This is a genomic window from Paraburkholderia sp. RAU2J (assembly GCF_003634845.1).
In the GTDB taxonomy this organism is placed as follows: domain Bacteria; phylum Pseudomonadota; class Gammaproteobacteria; order Burkholderiales; family Burkholderiaceae; genus Paraburkholderia; species Paraburkholderia fynbosensis.
Map to the genome: position 1 here is coordinate 69,534 of NZ_RBXG01000002.1, position 14,212 is coordinate 83,745.

The window sequence follows — 14,212 nt, forward strand, 5'->3', positions numbered from 1 at the left end:
TTTGTCTATTCCGATGCTGCAGAAAGTCCGGGTCGGCGCATACATCATGCGTCAGCACTTCTCCGGCAACAAACGCTACCCGCTTGCCCTGATGCTGGAGCCGCTGTTCCGCTGTAATCTCGCCTGCAACGGCTGCGGCAAGATCGACTATCCGGACCCCATCCTGAACCAGCGTCTGTCGCTGGAAGAGTGCCTCGGCGCCGTCGACGAATGCGGCGCGCCCGTGGTGTCGATCGCCGGGGGCGAGCCGCTGCTGCACAAGGAAATGCCGCAGATCGTGAAGGGCATCATCGCGCGCAAGAAGTTCGTGTACCTGTGCACGAACGCACTGCTGATGGAAAAGAAGATGGACGACTACGAGCCGAATCCGTATTTCGTCTGGTCCGTTCACCTCGACGGCGACAAGGAAGCACACGATCACTCGGTGTCGCAGGAAGGCGTGTACGAAAAGGCGGTGGCCGCGATTCGCGAAGCGAAGCGCCGGGGCTTTCGCGTGAACATCAACTGCACGCTGTTCAACGACGCAGTGCCGGAACGCGTCGCCGCGTTCTTCGACACGCTGGGCCCGATGGGCGTGGACGGCATCACAGTTTCGCCGGGTTACGCGTACGAACGCGCGCCGGACCAGCAGCACTTCCTGAACCGCGACAAGACCAAGCATCTGTTCCGCGAAATTTTCAAGCGCGGCAACAATGGCAAGAACTGGTCGTTCAGCCAGTCGGGCATGTTCCTCGACTTCCTGGCCGGCAATCAGACGTATGAATGCACGCCGTGGGGCAACCCGGCGCGTACCGTGTTCGGCTGGCAAAAACCGTGCTATCTGGTCGGCGAAGGTTATGTGAAGACCTTCAAGGAGCTGATGGAAACCACGGAGTGGGAAAAATACGGCACGGGCAACTACGAAAAGTGCGCCGACTGCATGGTGCACTGCGGCTTCGAAGCGACCGCCGTGATGGATACGGTTGCGCATCCGCTGAAGGCGTTGAGGGTGAGCCTGCGTGGTCCGAAGACCACGGGCGCTTTCGCGAAGGACATTCCTTTGGGCAAGCAGCGCCCGGCTGAATACGTGTTCTCGCGTCACGTCGAGATCAAGCTCGACGAGATTCAGCGCAGCGGCAAGGGCAAGAAGGTGCAGACGGCAACCGCGCACTGATGAGTCAATGAGGCGGCCTCGCGCCGTCCCGGATTGTGCCCGACAAAAAAGCGCGGTGGCCAGATGGCCACCGCGCTTTTTCTTTTGCGGCCTTGTATCAGTTGGGCGTCAGGCGCCGCGCGCGTTATGCGCGGTCAGGAACTTGATCAGCCCGTCGATCCCGCCTTTGGCGATCTGATCGGCGAACTGAGTCTGGTACACCTGGATCAGCCACGCGCCCATCATGTTGATGTCGTAAATCTTCCAGCCGGATGGGCCCTTGGTCAGCCGGTAGTCGATCGCATCGTCACCCCCGTTGCTGATGACGTGCGACTGCACGACGACGTCCGTCGCGCCGGCCGGCACGTTCACCGGCTGGAATTTGAACTTCACGTCCTGGTCGCGCAATTGCGAAAGCGACGCGGCATAAGTGCGTACCAGCAGCAGCGTAAACTGCTCGTACAGCTGCTTCTGCTGTTCAGGGGTGGCGGTCGCCCATGCCTTGCCGACCGCGATGCGCGTGGTGCGCTGGAAGTCGGTGGCCGGCACGAAGCGCGTCTGGACCAGACCGGTGATCTTCGCCATGTCGCCGCCGCGCGCCTGGGGGTCGGCCTTCATCGCGGCAACCGTGCCTTCGACGGCACTTTTTACGACCGCATCGGGCGCAGTTTGCGCGTAGGCCGCCGTGGACACCACGGCCGCCGCCAGAAAAGCAGACAGATAACGTTTCATACGTTCGTCAGGACCTGAGAAAAGTAAGCGCCGACAGGCTTGCGAGCCCAAGGCGAAAGCAGGATAGACCAGTATATCGACAATGCGTTCCCGCCCCTGAAAGCCCTTGCGGGAGCCGTACTTGCTACCGAAGTCGGGTTAGAGCGCTCGGGCTCTGTATACTTGTGCACTTTCGTTAAAAACAACATCCGTGATAAGGCTACGTTCGCCTACATGCTGAAGTCATCTATTGTCCGTCTCGTCGCCTCTTCGGTGCGCCATCCGTACAGGGTCATCGCACTGTCGCTCGTGCTCGCCGTTCTGAGCAGCTTCTATGTTGTGCATAACTTCAAGATCAACACGGACATCAGCCGTCTGATCGAAACCGACAAGCAATGGACGGCGCTCGAAAACGCGCTGAGCCAGGCCTTCCCCGATCGCGGCGACACCGTGCTCGTGGTGGTCGAAGCGCGTGCGCCGGAATTCGCCGACGCCGCCGCCAACGCGCTGACAGCCGCGCTCAAAGCCGATACGAAGGAATTCGTCGCCGTTTCGCAGCCCGCCGGCGGGCCGTTCTTCGAACACAACGGCCTGCTGTTCCTGTCCACTGACGAGGTGATGTCCACCACCTCGCAGCTCGTCCAGTCGCGCCCGCTCGTGAACGCCCTCGCCCACGATCCGAGCCTGACCGGCCTCGCCGGGACGCTCACCACGAGCCTGCTGCTGCCGCTCCAACTCGGTCAGGTGAAGCTCGCCGACATGAGCCACCTGCTGTCGCAAAGCGCGAACACGCTCGATCTCGTGCTGGCCGGCAAGCCCGCGGCATTCTCGTGGCGCGCGCTGGTCGACAAAAGCGCCGCCACCGATCCGGCCCGCGCGTTCGTGATCGTGCAACCGGTCGTCAACTATGACGCGCTGCAACCGGGGGCGAGCGCATCGAAAGCGATCCGCGACACGGCCGCGTCGCTGCACCTCGACGCGCGCTACGGCGCAACGGTCCGGCTGACCGGCGAACAGCCGCTCGCCGACGAAGAGTTCGCGTCGGTCCAGGACGGTGCGGTGCTCAACGGCATCGGCACGTTCATCGTCGTGCTGGTGATTCTGTGGCTCGCACTGCGCTCGGGCCGCATGATCGCCGCCGTGTTCATCACGCTGTTCGTCGGACTCGCCATTACCGCCGCGCTCGGCCTGCTGATGGTCGGCGCACTCAACATGATTTCGGTCGCCTTCATGGTGCTGTTCATCGGCCTCGGGGTCGATTTCGGCGTGCAGTTCGGCGTCAAGTACCGCGAGGAGCGCAACCGCGACAACCGGCTGTCCGCCGCGCTGATGCACACCGCGCACAGCATCGGCGTGCCGCTGACGCTCGCGGCGGTGGCGGTCGCGCTCAGCTTCTTCTCGTTCCTGCCGACCGCGTATCGCGGCGTGTCGGAACTGGGGCAGATTGCCGGCGTCGGCATGTTCGTCGCGTATTTCACCAACATGACGCTGCTGCCGGCCCTGCTGAAAGTCTTCAATCCACCGGGCGAAACCGGCTCGCCGGGCTTCAAGCAACTCGCGCCCGTCGACGATTTCCTCGACCATCACCGCCGCCCGGTGCTGATCGGCACGCTGATCGTCGTGATCGGCGCGACGCCGCTGCTTACGCATTTACGCTTCGACTTCAACCCGCTGCATCTGAAGGACCCGCATACGGAATCGATGGCGACGCTGCTGTCGCTGAAGGATTCGCCGGAAGCCTCGGTCAACAACGTGCATGCGCTGGCGTCGTCGCTCGACGAGGCCGAGCGCATGGCCGAGCGCTTGCGAGCGTTGCCGGAAGTGGGCCGCGTCACTACGCTGAACACGTTCGTCCCGACCGAGCAGCAGCAGAAGATGATGCTGATCGCGAGCGCCGCGCAGCAACTGCTGCCCGCGCTGCAGCAGCAACCCGCGCAGCAGGCCACCGATGAGGTGCGTGTCGCCGCGCTCAAGCGCGCGGCGAACCAGCTCTCGCTCGCCGCCGAGGATCACCCCGGCCCGGGCGCCGCCGAAGCCCAGCATTTGTCGGCGACGCTGCAAAAACTCGCCGCCGCCGACGTCGCCACACGCGAGCGCGCCGAAACTGCGATGTCGCAGACGCTGCGCATCGCGTTAAAGCAATTGGAAAACCTGCTGCAGCCGACCGAAATCACCCGCGAGAACCTCCCCAAGGCCATCTCCGCTGCGTGGGTATCGAAGGACGGCCGCGCCCTCGTCGACATCGCGCCGAAGGTCAAACCCGGCACCGATCCCGGCGACGACGCGATGCTCGCCCGCTTCGCCCACGCGGTGAAGAAGGCGGAGCCGGGCGCGATCGGCGGGCCGATTTCGATCCTGCACTCGGCCGACACGATCATCAAGGCGTTCCTGCAAGCGGCCTGCTATGCGCTGCTGTCGATTGCCATCCTGCTGTGGATCGCGCTGCGGCGGATCGGCGACGTGCTGCGCACGCTCCTACCGCTGCTGGTCTCCGCGCTCGTCACGCTCGAGCTGTGCGTGGTGTTCGGCATGCCGCTCAACTTTGCGAATATCATCGCGCTGCCGCTGATGCTTGGCGTCGGGGTCGCTTTCAAGATCTACTTCGTGATGGCGTGGCGCAACGGCCAGACCGGCCTGCTGCAGTCGAGCCTGACGCACGCAGTACTGTTCAGCGCGGCGACAACGGCGACCGCGTTTGGTAGCCTCTGGCTGTCGCACCACCCGGGAACGTCCAGCATGGGACGGCTGCTGGCGCTGTCGCTGTTCTGCACGCTGATCGGTGCCGTGGTGTTTCAACCTGTGCTCATGGGCAAGCCGCGCCAACGTCGCGCGAAGCAAAAAGGAATATAAGCATGATGCTGCGTAACACCGCGCTGGCGCTCGCCGCTACGGGTCTGATCTCCGGTTGTGCGACCGGGCCCGACCGCAAGCCCGGCGACCCGTTCGAACCGATGAACCGGGCCGTGTTCAATTTCAACGACGGGGTCGACCGCTATGTCGCCGTGCCCGTCGCGAAGGGTTATCAGAAGGTGACGCCGCAGCCGTTGCGCACGGCGGTCAGCAACTTCTTCTCGAACCTCGGCGATCTGACCAACGCCGCCAATGCACTGCTGCAATTGAAGTTCACCGACGCGACGGAAGACATCATGCGCTTCGCGTTCAACTCCGTCTTTGGTATCGGCGGCCTGCTCGACTGGGCAACGCCCGCCGGTCTGCCCAAGCACCATCAGGACTTCGGCTTGACGCTCGGGCACTGGGGCATTCCGTCGGGTCCGTATCTGGTTTTGCCGCTGTTCGGGCCGAGCACCGTGCGTGACAGCATGGGCCTCATCGTCGATGTGAAGTTCAATCCGTTGAACTATATGGAACCGGCCGTGCGCAATCCGCTGTACGTGCTGCAGTTCGTGAGCGTGCGCTCCGATCTGCTGGGCGCAACCGATCTGCTGCAGCAAGCCGCGCTCGACAAATACTCGTTCGTGCGCGACGCGTACACGCAGCAGCGCCGCGCGCGACTGCGCGGTACAAGCGGCAACGCCACGCCGCTGCCGAATTACGACGACCAGGGCGACTCGGGCGCGGCAGCGCCCGCTGCCGGCGCACCGGTAGGCTTGCCGAACTACGCCGACCCGGGTGACGCAGCCGACGCCCCGAATGCGGCCTCCGGGGCGGCCACGGGCGCACCGGCAGGCGTGCCCAACTACACCGATCCGGGCGACACGCCGGCCAGCGGCGCAGCGGGCGCAGAGCCGGCCGCGCCCGCGACGGCCCCGGCGCCTGCGTCCGCCACACCGGCGCCGTCGCCTCAATCCAGCCCGGCCGACGACAAACAGCCGGCTGCGGCACCGGTCGCGCAATAACGCAGGAAAGATGAGAGGTGGGAAAAGCGCCGCGGACGTACGAACGCGCTGCGGGACGCCCAGAACGGGCGTCCCGTAAAAACTAGCTAGACGCTGGCCACTCCACCGAACAGGAATGCCGCATCACTTCAGTATGCGGCGCAGCGCCCCCCGCCGCGACTCCTGCCGACACCGGAGCCGGTCAACTCGGCCTCAATGCAGGCTATCCGCCTCTGTGATAGTCATTATAGGCGGGTGCCATTCTTGCCCGCTCCGAATCCATAGCCGCGAAGTTCGCGCAAGTCTATGCATTCGGGTTGGGACGCTGCATGGAAGTATGCGCACTCTAAAGCAAGACGTTGGCTTGCTGATAACTCATGGTGGTGATGAAGGTCTTTTCGGGAGCCCTTTATTAGCAATACGGCGCCGGACTGGTACAAACAAGAACTCGCATCTCAATTGAATTCCATTCGACAACTGGTCGCAGCTCAGCCGTCACTTTCCGTGACGGCCCAGACCGGCACGAGCCTGGTCCCGGGCACGCTTCGGGCGCGGACGGATACGCGTCGTCCGTAGGTGACTGACAAAACAGCAGGCGTGCCTCCTGGGGACACCGGGGGGAATGAGCGTTCCCGCCGCGCTGACAAACTGGTCACCACCTCCGATTTCGTAGCACCTGCGCGCCGTGCGTATGGCGTCGGCGTCCCCCGCCGAGAGCGTGTCCTGGACCGCAAGAGACTCAATTGCCGACCGTTGGTCGGCAATTTTCATGGGTGCGGCTTAGCCGCCCCCGCCAGCACCCGTTCGAGCGCCATCGACCTGGCCGCTTCCTCCGCTTGCTCGGCCGTATCGAACACACTGCCCGACACATGCACTCGGTGCCACTCCGGGTTATCAGACGTGTCACGGAAGATGCGAAAGCGCGCGCAGTAGCCACGTGGCGTAGCCGGTATCACGTCGATGTCGACGGACGCACCTTCTATTTGATGCCTGACGAAGCCGTCCATGCCACCCTCCTGACGCCTGCGTTGTACGCAGAAATCCTAGCATGTTGGTCGCGATGCGGTAGGTGCATTGCAGCAAATCACCGGGCATCAATCAGACGCTCGATGACTTGCACACTCGTTCGACGTGATTGACATCGGTTCACAAGAAGGGCGCGAAGGAGTTCACTCTGCCCGGTCTGCTGAAGGTTGTGGCTCAGGACGTGTCCGCCAAGAAGAAGCGCTTCGGCAAGGACCCGTTCACGGGTGAAGACAAGTGGTTCGCCGCGAAACCTGCTTCAATGCGTCTGAAAGTGCGGCCGCTGAAGAAGCTGAAGGACGCCGCACTGTAAGCGAAAGTGTTCTGACGTGATAGCGCCCCTCGCGACCAAAATCCGGGGGGCGTTTTGATTTGCGACGCACGACGTCGGCGTAGCAATTGGATAGCGCGTCGTTTTGTGAGTGACCCGATTCTGGTTGAGCGCCCGCCATTTCCTTCTGAAGGACCAGCTCGCGCGTGAGTATGACGCACGACACTTCTCGTCCGGGCCGAAAGCCTCACTACGGTGCGACGTCATTCGACGGCGGCAAGCCTGGCGATGAAAAGCCTTCAGGCCAGCTCTTTAACCTGTCGCGTCGCCCGCTCCGAACCAGGAAGACCCTCAAGCATCCGGGCCTCAGCTTTCGTGATGTCGTTGAGGGAAGCAGCGTTGAGTTGTTCACTGAATACAGCAAGAGCGGTGGATACAGGCAAGTAATCTGCATCGCAGACACGCCACCCGCCGCCTGCGTGCTCTTCGGCGTTGATATGCATAAGCGTGGCTTGTGCCGATTCCCCGTCGGAAAGCATCCAGTGCGATGTAGCACTGCAGAAGCATCGCCTGCGTCACAGGCTCAAGCGAAGCGTGGCTGTAAGTCAGCGTGCGCAGAAAAGGGGACATTGCCGGGCGGCTGTGTTTTTGAGAACGAATTTTGCGGGTCTCCTTCAGTTGTCTGGTAGCGCGGCAAACGGCCAACATGTTGAGTTAGATGGACGAAAAGCACGATGGCTGCACGACCGCTTTTTGCCGAGCCTCTCAAGGCAACGGTCAGGTCGGCCCGTTAGCACGCTGTGACCCATGACACCGGCTCAAATCCGATGTGTCTTGCAGCTCAAGGCGAGACACGCGCTGGCCGGACTGTTGTCGCCAATGCCAGCTTGACCCGCATGCCGTAATGCGGATGACCAGTCAGATTGGGCCGCGAGGCATCGATGCTGGAACCTTGGTTTGATGCAGGTAGGCCAATCCGATGTCGGCATGCGGGTCAAAATCATTTTGGCGTCGACAGCTAATCTGCTTGTTCCCTCCCCTAGGTTACCGCGTCGTTTTGCCGGAGTACACCGCTCGGCCGCTTAGCCTCCGGCCAGCGGGCGTCGTGTATTATCGTGAACACCGACGTTGCCCCGAAACAGGTTGTCAGCAGAGGAGCCAATGGACGTATCTTTTCTCATCGACCCACTGCGCAAGACTGTGACAAGTGTCCCGGATGGCTACGCGCGAGCCGCTGAACTGATAGGCACTGATACGGCGGGCGGCTCGCCGCTATGGTCGGAGGCGACTGACCCGGATGCCTCTGTCGAGGTGATTACTGCGGACGACAGCCTGACGAACGAGCCCCTTTCGCGTGGCTTTTTCATGGTCACCTTGACGAGGGACGGTGTACCTTATGAACGCGTATTTGCGGGCAAGGCAATTCTGAACGCCTATGGCAACCCGCCGTCGGACATCAAGGACCAAGTGAAGACGCTGAAAGCTGCACGAGAGCGCGTCAGGTTTCTCGGCTCGGAAGATGCGCTCCTTTGGTTCGAGCAGCACGCAGGTGGTGCCCCCTTCGACCTCGACGGGTCCACGGAAAACTGATTCTCAACGCCGAGCATTTTTGAGTCTGTCGGAGACAGCCCTCGCTATACCTGTAGGTCACCAGGACCCTTAGTGAGGAACTCTATGTCGGCTATTCCTCAGCGAGCGCCGAGATTCCGCATCACGCGAAGCTTGGGTACAGGCGGCGCCAGCTTGGACTGTCATCGCGGTCGCACGAAGCGGCAACGAAGGAACACCACGCGAGCACCGCGCCGCCGTGCAGTTCGCCAGCAAGAGGAATGTAGTGGCCTGGGTTATGGCTCGGCCACGCACTCAACGGCGTGGCTACTCCTCAGCGCTAGCCGGTTTTCGTCACCCTGGCAGCCGGCCCTTCGGGCCGTCTCCGTTGTCGTCGGCTTCTGATTCTTCCTCATCTATCTGAAACCGCGCTTGTTCCCAATACTCGTCGGCGCGTCCCTCCGGGCTGCCGTCTTTTTCCCAGAGCTCGTAGGCCCTTACACGAATCTTCTCTTCCCGCAAATCGTTATCCATTGCATGGCTCCTGGTGGGGTTCCTCACGACCAACTATTCATCAATTTGTGCAGCGACCTTTTCGATGGAAGGCGCAAGAGCTAACGCAAGAACCGATAAACCCAAAGTGGGCGACCATATGATAGCTATCGGCATCTGACGTTCCGGACGCTCTCCTGCGTTCCCCGGCAACCTGCCGAATAACGCTCACTAACCGGGAGCCTGACCATGCAGATTGCAGGGTACGCCAACACCATCTGTAGTTAATGACGCATCGCGTTACTCTCTGTCATGTTTTAGTTGACGCAGTGCTGGTTCAAGAGCAGTACACGATGCTTCCTCGCTGAGGGACTGCCCAACCATTAACGACGGCGAGTCACCGCCTTCGGGACAACTAACCCGCTCCTGAGCGTTGGATTCGGGCCGAGTGTCAGCGCACGTCAATCTCACAAACAGGTCGTCAGTCCCGAAGCAATTACTGCGGCTGCTCTCCCGCTGCCACGTCCGGTCGCACATCCGAGCGACGCTGTAGGACAGCCGGTGCGGTTTCCTTCAGAAGCATGCTGACCAAAATGCCAAGAACAACCGCGACCATCGGCAGCCAAAGGATGTTCTGGATTCCGAAGTGCGCCGCGACGTACCCGCCCATCGCAGGGGCGATACCTCCTCCGAAAATTTCGCCCACGCCGACGACCGCACCAATGGAAGTCGAGACAAGGCCGATTGGCGCGGCCTCGGTTGCCACCGGGCCGGACAGGAGTGAGACCAGGCCGAGGGTGAAGAACGAAGCAACGAACAAGACTGCGAATAGCAGGAGGGGCTGCGGGCCGAGCCCGCGGAAAATATAGAGCATCACCGCTGTTCCCGCGAAGCCAACGACGCTTGCAAGGCGACGACCAACCAGGTCGGAGAGTCCGGGCAACCCGAACTGCCCCAGAAAGCCACCAAAGCCGATGGCCGAAACAACAAGGCCCATCTTCTGTGTATCAAGCGATAGATATCCAGTGAGATAGAGCGGCAGCAGCGCGCCGAGAACGAACACACCCGTCATCGCACAGCAGAGTGCGCCCATTGCGACGATGATGTTTTGATTCTTGAGTACATGCCCCAGCGAAGCGGGTGCATGTTCCGACGCGCCCCGCAAAGTGACCTTCGGTTCGCGGATAACGAAGAACATAATCGCGCCGAGAATCAGACCGGGGAGTGCCACAAGGGCAAACACCCAACGCCACGTCACGAAGCTGAGCAGTTGTGTGGCAATAATGGGCGACAACGCCAATCCGAACAGCGCGAAGCCGCTTTGCTGGAGACCGAGGTTCAGGCCCCGACGGCGCGGATGCGACGCATCGGCCGTCGCTGCGAAGCTCGTGGGACAGAACGAGCCCTCCGCGACGCCCATGAGGCTCCGGATGGCTATCAGACCAAAGAGACCGCCTGCGAGCCCCGAAAACCCAGAAAGCAGCGAGAAAGCGATGATGGCTGGTATCAGGACCTTCCTACGGCCGATTTTGTCGGAGATGCCCCCCATCAGTGCAGCGAAGACGCCCCAAGAGAGGCCGAGCACGCCGATGCAATTGCCCACGTCCTGCGCGTTAAGGTTGAGGTCCTTCATGATTGAAGGAAACAGCGGCGCAATTAACCAGCGGTCCAAGCCGACCAGCCCAAAGCCCAGAGCCAGCAGCGTCACCGCTTTCCATTCGTAGGATATGTCCCACTCGTTTGATTTCATGTCCGTCTCCGTGGACGCCGGGTCATCCGCGCGCGCCCGGGGGCGTTTGCGCTTAGCCAGCTCCGATGTCTTGTGTGTGCGACGTAAATCGCGAGGGATGGTCGGCCACCCGCCGAGGCGGTGAATTCAATTCGCCGACGTCACAACAGTAGGAGCAAGCTCTTTTTTCGGGTATGGAACAACGAGCGAACGCACCATTTGCCAAACGCAAACAATCGATGGAAAACGCGCCAAGCATTGACTGAGAAGCGCGGCGCGACTATCACCGCGAAGCAAAATCAATGATTTCCGCTTCCTTGGGAGAATCCCTCATAGACATGGAAGGGGTGACGTACGGGCCGAACACATCATTCGGCAGGTGTCGAAACTGGCCCTCCGTCCGACAGTCGTTGTAAGCGCCGGACGTCGGCCCCCAGAAACATACCGGCCAACTGAACGGTATTGGCCGGGCCACGATGCCCGACGTTGAGGTCAGGTACGATGCCTTCGGCATCGCCGGTGGCCTGCACGAAACATCGGGCCAATCGTCTTTGCTGCTGCTTAACAGGAGGTGGTCGTCTCAGTCCGCATCGCCACTCAGACGGGTGACCAGCGATGTCAGCGCTTAAAAGATAAACGGTGCAACTCTTCGTGCAAATGCCTATCCCAAGAGAGCCCCCTCAGCATCGGGGCAATAGGGGACAGTCCATGACGAGCGATTCCCGCGGAAGCAGCATGTGGGATTGGAATCAACCTGGTAACAGGCCGACGTCTTCTCCAGACGCAGCTAGCTGTCTTGTACATATAAACTTACGTTTTCGCTGACGAGAAGGACGCGGTATGGACCGGTTCCTGAGCATCGAGACATTCGTAAGAGTCGCGGAGGCGAGCAGCTTCGCGGAAGCCGCCAGGCAGTTGGGTGTGACAAGTTCAGTGGTGACGAACCGCATTCAGCAGTTGGAGAAGTTCGTCAATGCGCCGCTCTTCCATCGAAGCACGCGGCATGTGCGGTTATCCGAAGTTGGCGAGGCTTTCTATCGCGAGTGTGCCGAGGTGGTTGGTCGTGTCAACGAATTGACTGACCAGATGCGCGAGCTTCGCGCGACGCCGACCGGACGGCTGCGTATTCAGATGCTCCCGGGTTTCGCGCTCGGTCACTTCGGTGCTCCGTTGGTCGAATTCAATCGACGCTACCCCGGCATCCAGCTGGACATCATTGTCAATGACCGAGTTGTAGACCCCATTGAAGAGGGTTTTGACATCGCATTCCAGATTTTCCCGCCGATATCAGAATCACTTATCGAGCGACGGCTCTTCACGGTTCGACGCCTATTTTGCGCTGCGCCCGAGTACCTCTCCGAGCATGGTGCACCACAACATCCACGCGACTTGTTGCAACACACAACGGCACTGTATTCGGGATATCCCTCACGCAACCGCTGGACAATGACCCGCAGCGAAGAAGTTATCGAGATGGAGCTGCCAGGTATGATTCGCTCGAATTCGGTGCACTTGCTAAGGGAATACGCGCTTGCAGGCGGGGGCCTTGTTTGTCTGCCGACTCTTGTTGCGAGCGATGCGCTTGTTGCTGGTACGTTGCTGCCTGTCTTGAGCGAATATCAACTGGCCCCCCTAAGCTTCGCAGCGGTCTACCCCGAGACTCAACGACAGGCCTTAAAGGTCAGGGCGCTGGTTGAATTCCTGGTGGAACACATTGGAAACGAGCCCGCATGGGACGCACCGCTGCTGGAGCGTGGCTGGGTGCGGTGACGGGTTGATTATTCGGGAAACGCAAATGCCGTAGTCGCCGTACCGCAGCTTGTTGCTGCCGCCCGTTGCCCCTAAAGTTGAATGTAACAAGCAGTTCAACACAGGAGACAGCAATGACCGACACGGCATACCACACCGTCTTTGGCTCGCTCGACAGCTATAAGAAGGGTGAAATTGAAATCACTAGCGGCAGCGCTCATCACTACGCCTTTTCGAACGTCTTCGAAGTGGCATCCAGGTCGGCCCCCTACGATAAGGTGGTCGCCGGCAAGAATCTCGAATATGTCATTGAAGTGATGCGTACCGAAGGCGAGTCGCCCTGGTTCGCCTGCGCACACGACGAGTTCACTATTCAGATGGATGGCCAAGTCCGAATCGATTTCATCAAGCTCGACGTCCCGCCAAAGTCAGGCCGGGGGACCGTGAACGCTGGTGCGCAGCCCGCTGGCCGCAAGATGGGGCACATTGTCCTACGCAAGGGGCATCAAGCGCTGCTTCCCGCCGGCTGTGCATACCGCTTCACTGCCGCAGAACCCGGCGTTGCACTCGTGCAGACAATTCTCGGCGAACTGTCCATAGAGAAGTGGGCAGACATCTGTCTGCATTGACCCTTGCGACTGCCGCTATTCGAATATCCCAGGAGACAAGTTATGGCCACCCTCGAAAACTTCGACAATCCCGCAGGCTTTGCTGCCGATACGGTGCGCTCCAGCGAACCCAGCCCCGTCACCGGTTACCGCAGTTTCCAGCTCGGCAAATTCGAGTTCCAGCGTGACGAGTACTTTGTGAAAATCAGCTGGCCGGCGAAAGGACAGACTCGCACGCATGCTGTGCCGGCTGATGCGTTCCTTCGGGCGATGATGCGGGATGTAGCATGGGGCTTCTTTTATGGCTGGGTCAATTTCGACCACGTCTTCGGCACTCGCAATCATTACGGCAAGGTGGATGTTTACGCAGGCACCTTCAACGGCATTTTGAAAGAAGCCGGGGTTGACTACACCGAGACCTTCGAGACGCCGACCATCATGGCAACCTTCAAGGCTATCCTGCACGACTGGACGAACGAAGGGTTTGACCCATTCGCGGCCCCAGATGAGACTGGTACAGCATTCGGTCGCAAGCACGGCGACAACGGTTCGGCAATCGAACGCACACGCATCGCGACACGCCGGATGCCCGGCCTTGAAGGTGATTCGCCGTTGCGCGACGAGTTGCCTGTCAATCGCGGCTTCCTGGATGTCGCCCAGGACGAGCCGGAAGTCCACGTCGAGCCAGGCTTCGAAGGCGAACTGCACGCCTTCAACCTCTTCAAATACCTATCTCGCTCTGACGTGACTTGGAATCCCTCAGTCACGTCGGTTTGCGGCCCCAGCCTGTTTTGCCCGACCACCGAAGAGTTCATCCTGCCGGTCTTCCACGGCAATGACCGCGTCGAATGGTTCCTGCAGTTGTCCGATGAAATCGTATGGGACATCGGCGACAAGAACACCGGGGCGCCCCGAGCGCGAATCACAATGCGTGCGGGTGATATATGCGCAATGCCAGCCGACATCCGGCATCAAGGCTACTCCACGAAGCGTTCGATGCTGCTCGTCTGGGAAAACGCGACGCCGGACCTTCCCAAGCGATACGAGAGTGGCGAGCTTGCTCCGTATCCCATCGAGTTCTAAGTGGCGAGCCAGCAATAAATCGAGGAAGAT

General features: G+C 60.7%; 12 protein-coding genes and 1 pseudogene. 8 read left to right on the plus strand and 5 right to left on the minus strand.

The genetic code is table 11. The features are described from left to right. Nucleotide 1 precedes the first annotated feature (1 nt). Nucleotides 2-1,153 carry an adenosyl-hopene transferase HpnH gene (gene hpnH / locus B0G69_RS17760; protein WP_121319646.1) on the plus strand — a complete coding sequence of 384 codons (1,152 nt, stop codon included), beginning with the start codon at nt 2-4 and terminating at the stop codon, nt 1,151-1,153. A gap of 108 nt (nt 1,154-1,261) precedes the next feature. On the opposite strand, the gene B0G69_RS17765 is transcribed toward hpnH, so the two are convergent. Continuing rightward, nucleotides 1,262-1,864, minus strand: coding sequence for an ABC transporter substrate-binding protein (locus B0G69_RS17765; protein WP_121319648.1), 603 nt, complete (start codon nt 1,862-1,864; stop codon nt 1,262-1,264). A gap of 213 nt (nt 1,865-2,077) precedes the next feature. Here B0G69_RS17765 and B0G69_RS17770 point away from each other — a divergent pair, with 213 nt between their 5' ends. Both B0G69_RS17770 and B0G69_RS17775 read left to right on the plus strand, forming a co-directional pair. After that, nucleotides 2,078-4,693: an MMPL family transporter gene (locus B0G69_RS17770; protein ID WP_121319650.1), complete on the plus strand. Its 2,616-nt coding sequence runs from the start codon at nt 2,078-2,080 to the stop codon at nt 4,691-4,693. A 2-nt stretch (nt 4,694-4,695) separates the two neighbouring features. Further along, a complete protein-coding gene (locus B0G69_RS17775; RefSeq protein ID WP_121319652.1) occupies nt 4,696-5,700 on the plus strand; it encodes a VacJ family lipoprotein in 1,005 nt (334 codons plus the stop codon). A gap of 746 nt (nt 5,701-6,446) precedes the next feature. On the opposite strand, the gene B0G69_RS17785 is transcribed toward B0G69_RS17775, so the two are convergent. Beyond that, nucleotides 6,447-6,686, minus strand: a complete 240-nt coding sequence (locus B0G69_RS17785) for a hypothetical protein (protein WP_121319656.1) — start codon at nt 6,684-6,686, stop codon at nt 6,447-6,449. A gap of 134 nt (nt 6,687-6,820) precedes the next feature. Between B0G69_RS17785 and B0G69_RS17790 the strand changes: the two are divergent. Next, nucleotides 6,821-7,015: pseudogene (locus tag B0G69_RS17790) on the plus strand (DNA-binding protein); the annotation flags it as partial. A 257-nt stretch (nt 7,016-7,272) separates the two neighbouring features. On the opposite strand, the gene B0G69_RS42965 reads toward B0G69_RS17790, so the two are convergent. Beyond that, a complete protein-coding gene (locus B0G69_RS42965) occupies nt 7,273-7,476 on the minus strand; it encodes a hypothetical protein (protein WP_347232481.1) in 204 nt (67 codons plus the stop codon). Between the two features lie 658 nt (nt 7,477-8,134). Here B0G69_RS42965 and B0G69_RS17800 point away from each other — a divergent pair. Beyond that, entirely contained in the window at nt 8,135-8,563 is a 429-nt protein-coding gene (locus B0G69_RS17800; RefSeq protein WP_121319660.1) for a hypothetical protein, read from the plus strand. Between the two features lie 312 nt (nt 8,564-8,875). Here B0G69_RS17800 and B0G69_RS17805 read toward each other — a convergent pair whose 3' ends face one another. After that, nucleotides 8,876-9,055, minus strand: a complete 180-nt coding sequence (locus B0G69_RS17805; RefSeq protein WP_121319662.1) for a DUF2934 domain-containing protein — start codon at nt 9,053-9,055, stop codon at nt 8,876-8,878. 454 nt (nt 9,056-9,509) lie between these two features. After that, nucleotides 9,510-10,763, minus strand: a complete 1,254-nt coding sequence (locus B0G69_RS17810) for an MFS transporter (RefSeq protein WP_121319664.1) — start codon at nt 10,761-10,763, stop codon at nt 9,510-9,512. 819 nt (nt 10,764-11,582) lie between these two features. Here B0G69_RS17810 and B0G69_RS17815 point away from each other — a divergent pair. The 3 genes from B0G69_RS17815 (at nt 11,583) to B0G69_RS17825 (ending at nt 14,182) form a co-directional block, all read left to right on the plus strand. Continuing rightward, nucleotides 11,583-12,512: a LysR family transcriptional regulator gene (locus B0G69_RS17815; RefSeq protein WP_121319666.1), complete on the plus strand. Its 930-nt coding sequence runs from the start codon at nt 11,583-11,585 to the stop codon at nt 12,510-12,512. Nucleotides 12,513-12,625: 113 nt separating this feature from the next. Beyond that, on the plus strand, nt 12,626-13,120 hold the full coding sequence (locus B0G69_RS17820; RefSeq protein ID WP_121319668.1) for a hydroxyquinol 1,2-dioxygenase: 495 nt from the start codon (nt 12,626-12,628) through the stop codon (nt 13,118-13,120). A gap of 42 nt (nt 13,121-13,162) precedes the next feature. After that, a complete protein-coding gene (locus tag B0G69_RS17825; protein WP_121319670.1) occupies nt 13,163-14,182 on the plus strand; it encodes a hydroxyquinol 1,2-dioxygenase in 1,020 nt (339 codons plus the stop codon). Nucleotides 14,183-14,212: the final 30 nt, after the last annotated feature.

Bases quoted from the DNA above. Each gene is read 5' to 3' on its own strand.
- B0G69_RS17805 (WP_121319662.1), bottom strand. From the start codon at position 9,055: ATGGATAACGATTTGCGGGAAGAGAAGATTCGTGTAAGGGCCTACGAG.
- B0G69_RS17810 (WP_121319664.1), bottom strand. From the start codon at position 10,763: ATGAAATCAAACGAGTGGGACATATCCTACGAATGGAAAGCGGTGACG.
- B0G69_RS42965 (WP_347232481.1), bottom strand. From the start codon at position 7,476: ATGCATATCAACGCCGAAGAGCACGCAGGCGGCGGGTGGCGTGTCTGC.
- B0G69_RS17825 (WP_121319670.1), top strand. From the start codon at position 13,163: ATGGCCACCCTCGAAAACTTCGACAATCCCGCAGGCTTTGCTGCCGAT.
- B0G69_RS17765 (WP_121319648.1), bottom strand. From the start codon at position 1,864: ATGAAACGTTATCTGTCTGCTTTTCTGGCGGCGGCCGTGGTGTCCACG.
- B0G69_RS17785 (WP_121319656.1), bottom strand. From the start codon at position 6,686: ATGGACGGCTTCGTCAGGCATCAAATAGAAGGTGCGTCCGTCGACATC.
- B0G69_RS17770 (WP_121319650.1), top strand. From the start codon at position 2,078: ATGCTGAAGTCATCTATTGTCCGTCTCGTCGCCTCTTCGGTGCGCCAT.
- B0G69_RS17815 (WP_121319666.1), top strand. From the start codon at position 11,583: ATGGACCGGTTCCTGAGCATCGAGACATTCGTAAGAGTCGCGGAGGCG.
- B0G69_RS17820 (WP_121319668.1), top strand. From the start codon at position 12,626: ATGACCGACACGGCATACCACACCGTCTTTGGCTCGCTCGACAGCTAT.
- B0G69_RS17775 (WP_121319652.1), top strand. From the start codon at position 4,696: ATGATGCTGCGTAACACCGCGCTGGCGCTCGCCGCTACGGGTCTGATC.
- B0G69_RS17800 (WP_121319660.1), top strand. From the start codon at position 8,135: ATGGACGTATCTTTTCTCATCGACCCACTGCGCAAGACTGTGACAAGT.